Source organism: Nocardia sp. NBC_01377 (genome assembly GCF_045040005.1).
Lineage (GTDB): Bacteria > Actinomycetota > Actinomycetes > Mycobacteriales > Mycobacteriaceae > Nocardia > Nocardia noduli.
This window is the reverse complement of the sequence record NZ_CP109566.1, coordinates 2,744,706-2,757,495: the sequence shown is the minus strand read 5'-3', so window position 1 is coordinate 2,757,495 and position 12,790 is coordinate 2,744,706. Positions and strand designations below refer to the sequence as shown.

Sequence of the window (12,790 nt, the reverse complement as noted above, 5' to 3'; positions counted from 1 at the left end):
TCGGTAAGCCAGCAGCTACGGGTGGTAGGCGTGTGACTTGAGATACGAGCCACCATCGACACGCAACTGCAAACCGGTCACATAACGAGACTCGTCCGACGCCAGATACACCACGGCATTACTGATATCGACCGCATCCACCCACGGAATCGGCATCGCCTGCTGCACCGGGAAAGCCACCACCGCGTCCTCCCGGGTCGGATTCTCCAGATCCGGACGGAACGAACGATACATCGCATCCGACTGCAACATCGCGGTATCCACATTGGTCGGATGCACCACATTGGCCCGAATCGACTTCGGCGACAACGCCCGCGCCAACTCGTGCATATACGCCGAAAGCCCCTGCTTGGCAACAATATAACCCGAACCACCCGGATCCGAACCAGGATTGGCGACCTGCTCGTTGGGCATGAACGCCGCCGCCGAACCCGTCGCGATCACCGACCCACCCTCCTTCAGATAAGGCAGAGCCGCATGCACCGCGTTCAACACACCGATCAAATTCACATCCACCACATCGATCCACGCCTGAACATGATCCGGCGAAAGCATCGGCGCGATACCCGCCTGCGCCACCACCACATCCAAACGACCCCCCAACTCGGCCACCCCCGACTTCAACGCCTCCTTCAACTCCGAACCCTGACGCACATCCGCCTGAAAAGTCACGATCCGCCGACCGGTCTTCTCCACCAAACGCGCCGTCTCCTCCAGATCCTCCGGACGCGACAACGCATACGTATTGGACTCGATATCACGACACAGATCGACCGCGATAATATCGGCGCCCTCCTCCGCCAACCGCACCGCATGACTACGACCCTGCCCACGAGCCGCACCCGTAATGAAGGCAACCTTGCCCTCAACTCTTCCCTGACCCATTACGAAATCCTTCCGATCGATACTGTCAACCCACGACATGCGGGTAAGCGATGGTCTTCAACTCCAAGAACTGTCAGGTCGTCTCGGATCCGGTGAGCACACCCACCGACTCACCGCCAGCGGCGAACCGACGGACCATCGGCGAGCCCGTACGCCCTGCCCCGACGAATCCGACGGACATCGCGCGCCCCTCTCTGTGATGGTGGTGAACACTCGGGTGGAGATGCAGTGCGGCGACGGGGTCCGACTCCGACGAGTCGGCCCGCGTTCGGGACTCAGTTGGCGCGCGGGAAATCGAAGAGCCGGCGCGCATTGCCGTCCACAATCAGCCGCGCCTCGTCGTCGAGTACGTCGACCAGCGACGCCTCGAACACTTTGCGGGTGTGCGGCCAGGGGTTTCGAAATCGCCGCGTCCAAAAGGCGAAGGTCTGCAGGGCGGGCGCCTCCGCGATGGCTTCGGATGCTTTTCCGAGTTGGTCATGCTGCGGATGCTGCGGTGGGGATGCTCGATGATCGGTTCGAACCCGCCGTTGGCCTCCGTCACGAGCTTGCGTAGGCCATGCTGGGCCGCGCCACGCACCGTGTGGCCCACGTTGATCACATCGGCCCCCGGTCGGCGAGTGCCGCGCCGGGCACGGGCACACACGTGATCTGAGCGGCCTCGACCACCCACACCCCGCTCATCGACGTGCACAGCATCTCGAACTCCCTTACCGACTACCGCACAACCCCAAACCCAGTCTTGAGATCTGCATCACCTTTACGGTATCGCTATTCGATTCAACACACAAGACAGTCAATGAAATGAACCATAATTCATAGAGTTGAGGGTGGGCGACCCCATCGAGGCGTGGGCGACCCGCGCGCCGCAGCGCCACACCCTTCGCTCGACTCGACACGGAGCCCGCGACTGTTGGATGTCGAGTCGCTTCGCATCCGCCGCCCCCGAGCCCCACGTCGATACATGGTTCCATTCGAGACACATCAACATGAACCTATGACCAGATATGGGTATGGTATATATAGCAATCTGAATGATGGTTCATTTTCCATGGATGAGGCGATTCGTCCGGTAGTCCCACGTCAAGCGAGGTCTGCGTGACCACAACGCACATAACGCCCGAGATGCGCGGGATAGTCGGCCGCGAATACGGACGATCGGTGAGTTTCCCGATCTCGGCATCAGACATCCGGAGGTGGGCCATGGCGGTCTATTACCCCGAACCACCGCCGGCCCAGTTCTGGGACGACCATCTCGAACGCGACGGTCTCGCAGTGCCGGAAGATTTCAACCCCTTCGCCTGGATGTCGAAGGAGGGCCCCTCCGACACCGATGCCGAGCAAGACCCAAACCAGCCGTTCGTCGACTTCGGCATACGGGCGCCCGAGCTGAAGCACCAGGTCAATGGCGGATTGGAAGTGACATATGGCGTGCCGATGCGCGTAGGCGATGTCATTACATCTACCACGAACATCGCGGCATTCTCTGAACGGACAGGCCGACTCGGACTGATGCTGTTCACGACCTTTGCAGTGGTCTGGACCAACCAGAACGGGCTCGTGGTCAAAAGCATGCGGAAAACGCTGATCCGATACTGAACACGAGGGACTGTTTCTTGACCGACAACGCTCTGTCGCAGATAGCACCGGGACAAAGGCTGCCCGAATTCGTCCGCCAATCGGGCCTGGCTACCTGGAACCGCTACGCGGCGGTCAACTACGAGTTCGTGGACATCCATATGGACGACGAAGCGGGACGAGCCGCGGGCTTCGAATCCGCGTTCGGCATGGGCAATCTGCTGTGGTCGTACCTGCATTGCCTACTACGGCAGTGGATGAACGGCAGAGGACGAATCCTGAGGCTGAGCTGCCAATTCCGGCAACCGGCGACGAAGAGCGTCACCGCCGTCGCCAGCGCCACCGTCACGGCGGTCCGGACCGCCGAGGGTGGCCGCGAGGTAGATCTGGATGTCTGGATCAAGGACCAGGACGGCAACAGACTTGCTCCCGGCACCGCGACGGTTCTCCTCTACGACTGAGCCGACACGCGAACCGTGCTCTCCGAGCCTGCCGACTCGAGAGGCTGTCACAGCGAAGGCGACGCCACCGACATCGCAGTGCGAACACAGCGGCTCATGCGTCGACCTCGGAATAGTCTGCGCCGGCCAGTAGAAGGTCGACAAGATCACGCACGTACGTGTCCGACTCGGTTGCCATCTGACCGCGAAGCTCCGGCAGGGTCGTCACCAACCGCATCATCATCCCGCCCATCAACGCATCGATGAACGCGGTGGGGTCCCGGATCTCGGTGAGTCTTCCACGCGTGATGACCGATTGGATCCAGTCCCGCAGATACGCCCTGTGCGGCTTCAGAACGTTGTGATAGTAGATGTCGCGAATCTCAGGAATCGACGCCGAGTCGACAACGAGTCGGAAGGTGATGATGCCGTCCGGTTCGGACCACCAGGCCAGCGTATCTTTCGCAAGGGTTATCAACCGCTCCCTGAGATCGGGATACTGTTCGAAGTCGATCCTGGCGACCGGCACCGTAAGGGCGGCGAGCAGGAGCGCGGCACGGGATTCGAAACGTCGATAGAGTGCGTCTTTGCTGACTCCGGCGTGCAACGCTACGGCCCGGAAGTTGAATCCTGACCAGCCCCGTTCTCCGTAGACACTGCGTGCGGATTCGATGATCCGGCGGTCGACATCGGCGTCCCTGGGACGACCCGGCCGGAGGGTCGCCGCGGTCAACTGCCCGCTGCTTCGTCATCCATTGACACACGGCGAGGCTGGTTCAGAGCGAGCGGAATCGGATCCGGCGAACTCGCACCGGGAACACCCACGAGATGGAGCAGCATGCCGGCTCCCCCACTCAATCGCAGTAGTGCCTCCTCGAGACTGCGGGTGTTCGTGACATCACAGAACACGTGAGTCGGTTCCGCTGGTATCTCGGCCGACAGGGTTCCCACCGGTCCGCTGGTCATCTCACGCACAGTCACAAACACACTCCTCGGTCACGTGATCGGCGTCACTTCGACTACCCAGAGAGTAATACCGACCATCATGGTCGGCAAGTCCCGCATCTCAGATTTCCGACCCGCGACGCCTGGGTGATCGGACCGCATCGGGCAGGCGACGTCCGCCCGATCAGCGAATGGAAGAACCGTCAATTCGGTCATCTCGTCCCGGCGGCGGACAAAGGTGAGGGTTCGTCAGAGTCCGACCTCGTCGAGAGCGACGGCGAGAATGCGAATAATCGAGGACTGCGGGGGCTGTCGTGCTGGATGCGGCAGCCTCGCGCCCTCGATAGGGTGACGCGTTCGACCACGCGGCCAGGACATCGCGTACAGCGCGTGCCCGTCCCGACGACGGCACGGCAGGAAGGATCGGATACCAGGACGCGGTCGAGCGGCTTCATCGTCCTGCTTTCGGCCGGTGGCCGACGGTGCTGCGCGCACGTCGGTATCGCCGAATCAACGCATTGGTCGCACTATCGTGTGTGAGATCGTCTTCCGAGTCGATCTCCGCGAAATTCTTTGTGGCGAGCACTTTCCCGAGCTCGACGCCCCATCGGTCGAACGAGTTCACTTCCCAGATCCAGCCCTGCGCAACACCAGCCGCCTGACATCGCACGCCGCCCGCACATCCCGCGCGGTCAGCGACCGAGCCACCTCGGCGGCAGAGAATCCGAGCTGCGCGAAATCGCGCAGCTCGATTCCACCCTCATCGGACAACTGCTTCAGCGGATCGCTCACGGAATTCCCTACGGCTCCTCGCGCAGTCAGCACACGAATACAGGTGTCGATTGCACGCAATCATGCACAGGTGTGGCGTCAACTGTCACTATTTCGCGCGTTCGACGTACGATTCGGGAAAGTCGGCCCAGAACCCACCGGAGGATGCCGTTGCTCGCCAGCACTCGCCGCCGCGAGATACTGCACCGCCTCATCACCGACGGCTACGTGGAAGCGAAGACCCTCGCCGACGAGATGGGCGTCGACACCTCGACCATCCGACGCGACCTCGACGCACTCGCGCGTTCCGGCCAGGCACAACGCACCCACGGTGGCGCCCGTGCGACCCCCGGAGTCACCGCGAAACTGCCCTACGCCATGAAGGAGAACGAACGGCTGGACGCGAAATCCGCGATCGCGAAGACCGCGGTCGACTTCATCGGCGACGGCGACACCGTCATCCTCGACAGCGGCTCGACCACCTACGAGATCGCGGTGGCACTGCGCCGCCGGACCGGGCTGACCGTGATCACCAACGACTTGCGCATCGCCAAATATGTAGCGGGGCTGCCCGAGACCCGGCTGCTGGTCACCGGCGGCGAACTCCTGGGCTCGGTGTTCACCCTCGTCGGCGAACACGCCATCGCCTTCCTCGGCGACTACACCGCGAACTGGGCGTTCCTGGGCGCCGACGCTATCGACCCCGTGGCCGGAATCACCAATATGAACACCCTCGAAGTCCCGCTCAAACGCGCCATGATCACCGCCGCGGCCGCCACCATCGTCGTCGCCGACAGCTCCAAACTCGGCCGCCGCGCACTCGCCAGAATCGCCGGAACCGAGGAAGTCGACCACATAATCACCGACGACGAACTCGACACGACACTCACCGACAGATTCGGCGAGCGACTGATCCGCGTATCACCACACGCCACGCCGCCACCGGCGACGCGAGAGCACTGATACTTCGGGCTCGCGGCGGCTCTTGCGAACGTCGATTTCCGCTCCCCGATCAGGGCAGGTACTCCGGACGATCTGTGGCACCCGCCGCACCACCTCGGAGCCGCGGAATGTCCCCCGCGTAGTAACCCGTCGGCGGACTGAAAATATCATTTTCACGGGCTACGCTCCCGAACACGTCAGCGCGCGGACCGCACCTGTTTCGGTGCACTGACACCGGCCCGACCGTACGATCGGCGTAGGCAAAGTAGCCTGAACGCCAGTACGACCAATCGCGGGATCAACCCTGGCCCTGGGATTCGCGGAGATCGCCGGGCATTCCACCGCGGCTGCCGATCCGCGGCAACCGGCGCCGGTACCACCCGCCACCCGTCGATCGAGTCCGGCATCGGCGTCGATGAAATGGACTTTCATTCCAGGCACTGATCGCGAATCCTGACCGCGGCATCACTTCGGCTCACTACGCCAGCCATAAGACGGGCTTCTGTGGCGATTCACGTTGTGCACCACAGCGTCACCCGCTTCCACGGCCTCAACGGGCTCAACGGGCTCAACGGGCTCAACGGGCTCATGAAGCACCCCCTACACCACCATCGAAATGGCCGTATGCGTCACTGCACCACTGTTGCTCGGCATCCGTTCCTGTCGCCGCGACACTCTCACTGGCGGACGGAATACAACTACTACTGTTGCAACATTCCAACACCACTACGCGAACGCCCGAAACGAGCTCGTCGAGCATCAGACAGGTTCGAACGACGAGATCCGCCACTGGTCGTCGAGGCGCGTCAACGTGACCCGCACACTGCTCGCGGTCATCGCCGGGTCGGGTTTGTCGGCGCTCGTCGTCGTCTGGTTGATGAATACCAAGACGACGGCCGAGTCCGGCCGCAACTCACGGACCGCCGAGCGTACGACGACCGCAGTCGTCTTGACGGACTTCTCCTTGGCCGCGGGTGCGACGATCTGCTGGGTGAACTGGCTGTAATAGGCGAGGAAATCGCCCGTCAAATACGTTTTGGCGGAGGCGAAGTCACGGTCGATGGTATCGGGTGCATAGGACAGCAGAGCGACCGTGCCGGTGGCAGCCGCATCGACGGCGGACCGCGCGGCCGTCTCGTCGACCCGACTGTCCTGCCGATACTGCGTGAACCACACCGATGCCGCCGATACCGTGGCGGCGATCAGCACTGCCACCAGGATCGCCATCCTCAGTTCACGACGCACGAAGCGGGTCGTCCGCACGATCTCGCGCGCCGCGCGACTCCGGGTAGGCGGGGATTTCGGACTATCGGATTTTACGGCGACCGGGCTTTTTTCGTTGTCGGCATGCTGCACCGCGTGGTCTTCGACGGTAGAGGTGTTCACGCTACGAACTCGACTTTCGACATCTTGATACGGTCTCCGTCCCGCGCCACCGTCACACTCAGACGCCAGGTACGCGGTTCCTGTTGTGCTCCGGCAGAATTGGTGACCTGGGAGCTTGCGGCCACGAGGACGACGGCCGAGTCGCCGGTCATCGACTCCACCGCCGCCTCGTTCACCGTGCCCTGTGTGCTCACCTGCGATTGCCGAACAACGGTGGTGAAATCCTGTGCGCGATTCTGGAAGTCCTGGCGGAAGGTCCCTGTCGAGTTGTCGAGCACGCGTTGGACATCTCGATCGGCATTGTTGAAGTCGAGCGAGGTGAGCGCGACCACGCCTTGGCGAGCGGCGGCCAGAAACTCCGCGGTTTGCCTGTCCTTGTCGGCTACGTCGTGATGGCGCCAGACAGTGTAACCGGTGAGGGCGAAGGCTCCCGCGATAGCGACGACGGCCACTACCGCTACCTCTCTGCGGCCCGGTCGGCGCGCCGCGAAGCCGCGCCGACCGGATGACCGGCGACCAGCGTGCGAGATATCATCGGGATCGAGGTCGTTGGACGTCGAACCCGCGGAGGGTCCGCCGTCGACGACTTCGGCGGCATCAGAAGCGTTCGTGGGCGGGACCGTTCGAGCGTCGACAGACCGGGGAGTATCCACGGCCGGGGACGGCACGGCCGCGCGCGCATCGGCTTGTCGCCGCAGTCGGGCCGCCTTGACACGGGCGCGAGCCGCTTCGGAAGCCGCTTCGGCTGCGGCGACCTCTGCCTCGGCTTCTTCCACTTCCAGTTGCAGCCGCCGGGCCGATGGTTCGGATGTCTGGTCGCAATCGCTTGCGGTAGCGACTTCGTCACTACTTTCGGGATGTTTCATTCTGTCCGGTTCCTCGGAGGATATCGATCGCGTGCAGATGTGGTGGGCGGAGTCGGAATAGCCGCGCCGGCCGAATCATTCGTGTCCTGTCAGTGCGGCAGCATGTCCGTCCACGGCTTGCCCGCAGGCGTCGCGAGGTCACCCTGCTGGTAGAGCCTGCCGTCCGACCCCAGGTAGCTGCCGGTCTGCGGGTCGTATCGGGCGGTGCCGATCGTCGGGGTGGAGCCGACAGCCGGTCCGGTGGCAGCGGGCGCCACTGGTGCGCCGCCGTCGGGATTCGGGAACGGGCGGGAATCCGAGGGCACTCCCTGGCTTTCGAGGCCCGGATCGGCGGGGTACGGTCCGATCAGCGGTTGCTCGGTGGCCAGAGGTACGAATTGTTCTTCGCTATTGCATAATTCCGCCGTCGCCGCTCTTTTGCCCGGATTGTTCTGGCAAGGGATATTGCGTGAGCCGCGGACCGCGATCTGCGAATCCTGGGGCAGTTTGCAGTACAGGTCGTCGGGTGTGTCTATGGTCGTGGTGTCGGCGGGCGAGCGCCACGCCGTCGGTGGCAGGAACCCGACAGTACAAGCCGGCGGGTTCGAGATGCCGCCGAGCCTGAAGTCGCCGAGACCGAGTCCGGAGGCGTTGTTGATGGGCTGAACGGCTTGGATTATGGAGATTCCGGGTGGCAACAACACCAGTAGCTGCTCGAGACCCGCGTTGTAGGTCACCGCCAATTGACCGACCGTGGTGAGGTTCGCAAGAAGAACGGGCAATGTCAGTTCCACCGATTCCAACAGCCGCGAGGTCTGCTGGGCGAAGCCGGGCCCGGTCTGCAACAGGCTGCGTACCTGGGGATCGTCGGCCACGATCTGCCCGGTGACACCAGCCAGGCTGCGTGTCCAGACCTGGATGGCGTCGAGGGTTCGCACCTGCGAATCCAGCAGCGGTTGCGAGTCCTCGAACAAGATCCTGGAGGTGTCGCCGACCTCGTCGAGCCGTGCCGCCAGAGTCTCGGCCGATGACATCAAGGAGTTCAGGTCATAGCCCGCGCCGTTGACACCCTTGAACATCTCATCAAGAACTTCGTGCAGTTTGTCCTTCGGGATGGTGCCGATCATGGCGCTGAGTTTGTCCAGCATGGGGCCGACCGGCTGGGGTATCGACGTGTCGGTCGCCGCGATGATCGAGCCGTCTCGCAGATAGGGTGGTTTGTCGGTGCGAGGTCGAAGGTCGACATATTGCTCGCCGACCGCGGATACGCTGCGCACCCGGGCTTCCAGATCAGCGGGGATCTGACGGGAGTCGTCGATCTCGAGTCTCGCGCGGACACCGTCGTCGGTCAGTTCGACAGCGGTGACCTTGCCTACCTCGACGCCGCCGTAGGTGACGTTGCCGAACCGATACAACCCGCCGCTGGCGGGCAGATCGACGTAGACACTGATCGTTCCGACTCCGACCAGCCTCGGCAGGTGCATATAGACGGTGGCCATGGTCACGAGCCCGATCACCGACAGAACCGAGAAGATGACCAACTGGAATCGTACGAAGCGAGACAGCAGCATCAGCGACCTCCGTTGACCGGTGGGGAAGGCGACGGTTCGATCCCGACGCCGAGCGGGTTGCGGGTCTGGCGTGCGTAGCCCGGATCACCGATCGCCGCCTGCACGACCGCGGTGGGATCTGCCCACGGCGTGCCGAGCAGTATTTCCCGCCGCATTCGCGGCACTGTCAGGTCGACTGTGGCGAACAGGTTGATGTAGTCGCCCTGCACGGCTCGGTCGATCGTCTTCTGGTCGTAGGGAAACGTCGTGGCGTAGGCGAGGGCCATGTCGAGTTTGGGCCCGACGTCGGCCACGGCCTTCAGCGTCGGCTCCAGGTTGCGCAGATTGGTCAGCAGGTCGTCCTTGACCTCGTCCACGGCCGAGGTGGCGGTATCGCTGAATGCTCGCAACCGGTCCAGCGCGGCGGTGAGATTCGGCCGTTGTTGCAGAAGGACATCCAACGCCGACGGCAAACGTCGGAGTGCGTCGGTCGTGACATCGCGCTGGTCAGCGAAGATGGCAGATAGTTGGTCCAGCGCTCGAAGCGAGCCGATGACGCGATCGCGTTGCGCGTCCAGGGTGCCGATGAAGGTGTCGAGCCGGGTGATCAGCGTGGCGACTTGCTCTTGCCGACCGTCGAACGCGTCGTTCAGATTGGCGATGATGTCGCCGAGTTGTCCCAGCCCGCCGCCGTTGACCACTACCGACAGCGAGGCCAGGGTCTGCTCTGTGGAGGGGTAGGTGAAGGAGTCGTTGAGCGGGATCCGCGCCCCGGATTCGAGTCGGCCGGCCGGGGCGGCCCCGGCCGGGGTGTTCAGCGCGAGGTGGCTGGAGCCGAGCAGACTGGTCTGTCCGACCGTCGCCACGACATTTGCGGGGACCGGGGCGTCGCCGCGGATCGAGACGTCGACCTCGGCGTGCCATCCCGCCACTCTGATCGCCGCGACGCTGCCGACCACGACATCGTCGACCAATACCGGCGAGTTCGATACGAGCGTACCGACATTGGCCATCTCGACGGTGACCGTCGTCGCGTCACCGTCGCGGCCATCGGCTCCCGGCAACGGCAACGACTCGACGCCCTGCCAGCCGCATCCCGCCGCGCTCATCGTCGCGCAGAGGCTGAGGAGGAAGGTACTGCGACGCCACGACATGCTCGATCGCTTGCCGCTCATGCTGGGCGCCTTCCGGGGAACAAGATGTCGAGCAGGCTCTGCGGTGTCGGGGGCGTCACGCCGTGGGTGTTCACGGCCGGTGGAATGAGACGGGATTCGGTGTAGATCAGGTTCTCCGGCGGCGCCGCCGGGCCCGTGATCGGATCGAGGGGAAAGGGCAGGTAGTTGAAGCTCATCAGTCCGAGAACCGGTCCCAGATACTCCCGGCATTTGCGAGCGCCTTCCTCCGCGGTGGCGTTGCCGACCGCCGCGATGGCCGAACACACGAATTGCACCGGATTCGTGAACTGGTTCAATGCGAACGCGCCCGCCTCGGTGCCGGTATCCGGCCGATAGATGTTGTAGAAATTCGCGATACTGGTCGGGAAAATGTGCAGCACCTGTTCCAGGTCCTTGCGATGGTCCACCAGGTTCTGGGTGACGTTCGCCAGCCGCTGGACCTGCTCACTCACCTTGTCTCTGTTCGCGGCGACGAACCGCTGAACTTCGCCGACCGCGACAGACAGATTCGTCAGAGCGGCATCGAGATCGGATCTGCTCTCGTTGAGGACGCTGGTCAATGTGGCAAGACGGTTCTGGAATTGGACGATCTGCTCTTTGCTGTCACGCAATGTGGTCACGAACTGTTGGAGATTTCGGATGGTTTCGACCAGATCGCCGCTGCCGTCGGCCAATATCCGCCCGACTCCGGACAACTGAGCCAAGGTCTGGCGCAGTTTGTCGCCGTTGCCCTCGAGCGCGTTCGCGGCACTCTCGACGACCCTGCCCGCCGAACTGGAGACCAGAGTGCTATCCGGCCCCAACTCGGTGGCCAGGCGCGTCAGCTGGGTCTTGACCTCATCCCATTCGACGGGCACCGCCGTTCGCTCCAGCGGGATCACAGCACCGTCGTTCAAGGTCGGCCCGGTCGAGCGATAGGACGGCGTCAACTGTACGTAGCGGGAGTCGACCAGGCTCTGTGCCACGATCACCGCCTTGGCATCGGCCGGTATCCGAATGTCCCGATCTACTTCGAGAGTGATTTCCGTTGTCGCACCGCGTGGTTCGATGGCGGCGATGGAACCGACTCGCACACCCGCCACTCTGACGTCGTCACCGTCGTAGATGGCGGTGGCGGAGGCGAAGACCGCGCGGATGGTGTACGGACCGAAGACGGCGTTCCAGCCGACCACGGTCCCCGCGGCAACCGCGGTCACCACCAGCACCGCTGCGATGATCGGTAGTATCCGATGTCGTTTCATCGCGGCGGCTCCGACTGCGGTGTCGAGGTGGATGGCGTCGGCTGCAACCCGAACGCCGCATCCACGAAGGGTTGGATCATTGCACCGGGTAGGAGATTCGCGACGTAGGCGTTGTAATACGGTCCGCTGGACACCGACTCCCCCTGGGTGAGGGCGAACTTGGCCAGTCCGGGCAACGCGGCCCCGATGTTGTCGCGGTTGTTCTCCAGCATCTCCACCACGGAATTCAGTCGGTCCAGCGTCGGCGCCAATTCCGCTTCGTTGTCGGCCACCAGGCCTGACAGCTGTTCGGCCACCACGGCGGTGTTTGCCAGTAGATCCACGATCGCCTGACGGCGTTCGTTCAAGACCTCCAGCAGAGAATCAGCGCCCAGAATCAACGCATTGAGCTGCGTACTGCGTTCGGACAGGACCCCGGTGACCTCGGCGGTCGAGCTCAGCAGGCTCCGCAGCGATTCGTCACGGCTGTTGATCGAACGCGACAGGTCGGTCAGACCCTGGAAGGCCGGGCCGAGCTGGGGCGCTATCTGATCGAGAGTTGCCGCGAGCATGTCCAGCGACTCGTTGAGCACTTCGGTATCTGTCTCACCGACATTCGTCGCCAGTTCGCCGACCGCATCGGTCAAGGAGTAGGGCGAGGATGTCCGTGAGACCGGGATGACACTGCGCGGCCGTAGCGCGCCCCCGCCGTCCGAGACAAGCGTCAACACTCTCTTCCCGAGCAGGGACCCGGTCTTGATGTGGGCGGAGGTGTTCTCACCGAGTTCGACACCATCGTCGACGCTGAAGACGACGTGAGCGTCACCCCCTTTCAGCGACACCTCGGCGACTCTTCCGACCTTGACGCCGGAGACGATGACATCGTCGCCCACCCCGAGCCCGCCTGCCTCGGCGAAGACCGCCTCGTATCGGATGGTGGTGGCCCAGTCGATGATTTTTTGGCTCTGGACTCCGATGAGGATGACGCAGCTGATCAGAACCATTCCGATCAGTCCGTGTCGCGCCAGATGCGTACCGCGATATTGCAGCATG

The 12,790-nt window shown here is 63.3% G+C and carries 13 protein-coding genes; 3 read left to right on the top strand and 10 right to left on the bottom strand.

All coding sequences use genetic code 11. The features are described from left to right. Positions 1-15 precede the first annotated feature (15 nt). Positions 16-885 (bottom strand): mycofactocin-coupled SDR family oxidoreductase, encoded by an 870-nt coding sequence (locus OG225_RS12695; RefSeq protein WP_405181847.1) that lies wholly within the window; start codon positions 883-885, stop codon positions 16-18. A 1,125-nt stretch (positions 886-2,010) separates the two neighbouring features. Between OG225_RS12695 and OG225_RS12690 the strand changes: the two genes are divergently transcribed. Both OG225_RS12690 and OG225_RS12685 read left to right on the top strand, forming a co-directional pair. Next, positions 2,011-2,484 (top strand): MaoC family dehydratase N-terminal domain-containing protein, encoded by a 474-nt coding sequence (locus OG225_RS12690; RefSeq protein ID WP_405183255.1) that lies wholly within the window; start codon positions 2,011-2,013, stop codon positions 2,482-2,484. A gap of 17 nt (positions 2,485-2,501) precedes the next feature. Then, a complete protein-coding gene (locus OG225_RS12685) occupies positions 2,502-2,924 on the top strand; it encodes a hypothetical protein (RefSeq protein ID WP_405181846.1) in 423 nt (140 codons plus the stop codon). Positions 2,925-3,018: 94 nt separating this feature from the next. Here the strand turns inward: OG225_RS12685 and OG225_RS12680 are convergent, their stop codons facing one another. The 3 genes from OG225_RS12680 to OG225_RS12670 all read right to left on the bottom strand — a co-directional run bounded on the left by OG225_RS12680 (position 3,019) and on the right by OG225_RS12670 (position 4,640). Next, complete coding sequence (locus tag OG225_RS12680; protein ID WP_405181845.1) at positions 3,019-3,636, bottom strand: TetR/AcrR family transcriptional regulator; 618 nt, start codon at positions 3,634-3,636, stop codon at positions 3,019-3,021. A gap of 663 nt (positions 3,637-4,299) precedes the next feature. Continuing rightward, positions 4,300-4,434, bottom strand: a complete 135-nt coding sequence (locus OG225_RS12675; RefSeq protein WP_405183254.1) for a hypothetical protein — start codon at positions 4,432-4,434, stop codon at positions 4,300-4,302. A 35-nt stretch (positions 4,435-4,469) separates the two neighbouring features. Then, positions 4,470-4,640 (bottom strand): hypothetical protein, encoded by a 171-nt coding sequence (locus OG225_RS12670; RefSeq protein ID WP_405181844.1) that lies wholly within the window; start codon positions 4,638-4,640, stop codon positions 4,470-4,472. A 150-nt stretch (positions 4,641-4,790) separates the two neighbouring features. On the opposite strand from OG225_RS12670, the gene OG225_RS12665 reads away from it, so the two are divergent. Beyond that, positions 4,791-5,582 carry a DeoR/GlpR family DNA-binding transcription regulator gene (locus OG225_RS12665; RefSeq protein WP_405181843.1) on the top strand — a complete coding sequence of 264 codons (792 nt, stop codon included), beginning with the start codon at positions 4,791-4,793 and terminating at the stop codon, positions 5,580-5,582. A 738-nt stretch (positions 5,583-6,320) separates the two neighbouring features. On the opposite strand, the gene OG225_RS12660 is transcribed toward OG225_RS12665, so the two are convergent. The 6 genes from OG225_RS12660 to OG225_RS12635 form a co-directional block, all read right to left on the bottom strand. Further along, complete coding sequence (locus tag OG225_RS12660) at positions 6,321-6,917, bottom strand: twin-arginine translocation pathway signal (protein WP_405183253.1); 597 nt, start codon at positions 6,915-6,917, stop codon at positions 6,321-6,323. A gap of 26 nt (positions 6,918-6,943) precedes the next feature. Further along, positions 6,944-7,399, bottom strand: a complete 456-nt coding sequence (locus OG225_RS12655) for a hypothetical protein (RefSeq protein WP_254189846.1) — start codon at positions 7,397-7,399, stop codon at positions 6,944-6,946. Between the two features lie 503 nt (positions 7,400-7,902). Further along, on the bottom strand, positions 7,903-9,360 hold the full coding sequence (locus OG225_RS12650) for an MCE family protein (RefSeq protein ID WP_405183252.1): 1,458 nt from the start codon (positions 9,358-9,360) through the stop codon (positions 7,903-7,905). Positions 9,361-9,362: 2 nt separating this feature from the next. After that, the gene (locus OG225_RS12645; protein ID WP_405181842.1) at positions 9,363-10,517 is read right to left on the bottom strand and encodes an MCE family protein; all 1,155 of its coding nucleotides are present in this window, start codon (positions 10,515-10,517) and stop codon (positions 9,363-9,365) included. Next, positions 10,514-11,722 carry an MCE family protein gene (locus OG225_RS12640; RefSeq protein WP_405181841.1) on the bottom strand — a complete coding sequence of 403 codons (1,209 nt, stop codon included), beginning with the start codon at positions 11,720-11,722 and terminating at the stop codon, positions 10,514-10,516. Before OG225_RS12640 ends, OG225_RS12645 begins: the two co-directional genes overlap by 4 nt. Positions 11,723-11,754: 32 nt before the next feature. Next, positions 11,755-12,789 (bottom strand): MCE family protein, encoded by a 1,035-nt coding sequence (locus OG225_RS12635; RefSeq protein ID WP_405181840.1) that lies wholly within the window; start codon positions 12,787-12,789, stop codon positions 11,755-11,757. Position 12,790: the final 1 nt, after the last annotated feature.

Coding starts and splice junctions, on each gene's coding strand:
- OG225_RS12695 (WP_405181847.1), bottom strand. CDS start 885: ATGGGTCAGGGAAGAGTTGAGGGCAAGGTTGCCTTCATTACGGGTGCG.
- OG225_RS12690 (WP_405183255.1), top strand. CDS start 2,011: ATGCGCGGGATAGTCGGCCGCGAATACGGACGATCGGTGAGTTTCCCG.
- OG225_RS12645 (WP_405181842.1), bottom strand. CDS start 10,517: ATGAGCGGCAAGCGATCGAGCATGTCGTGGCGTCGCAGTACCTTCCTC.
- OG225_RS12635 (WP_405181840.1), bottom strand. CDS start 12,789: ATGCTGCAATATCGCGGTACGCATCTGGCGCGACACGGACTGATCGGA.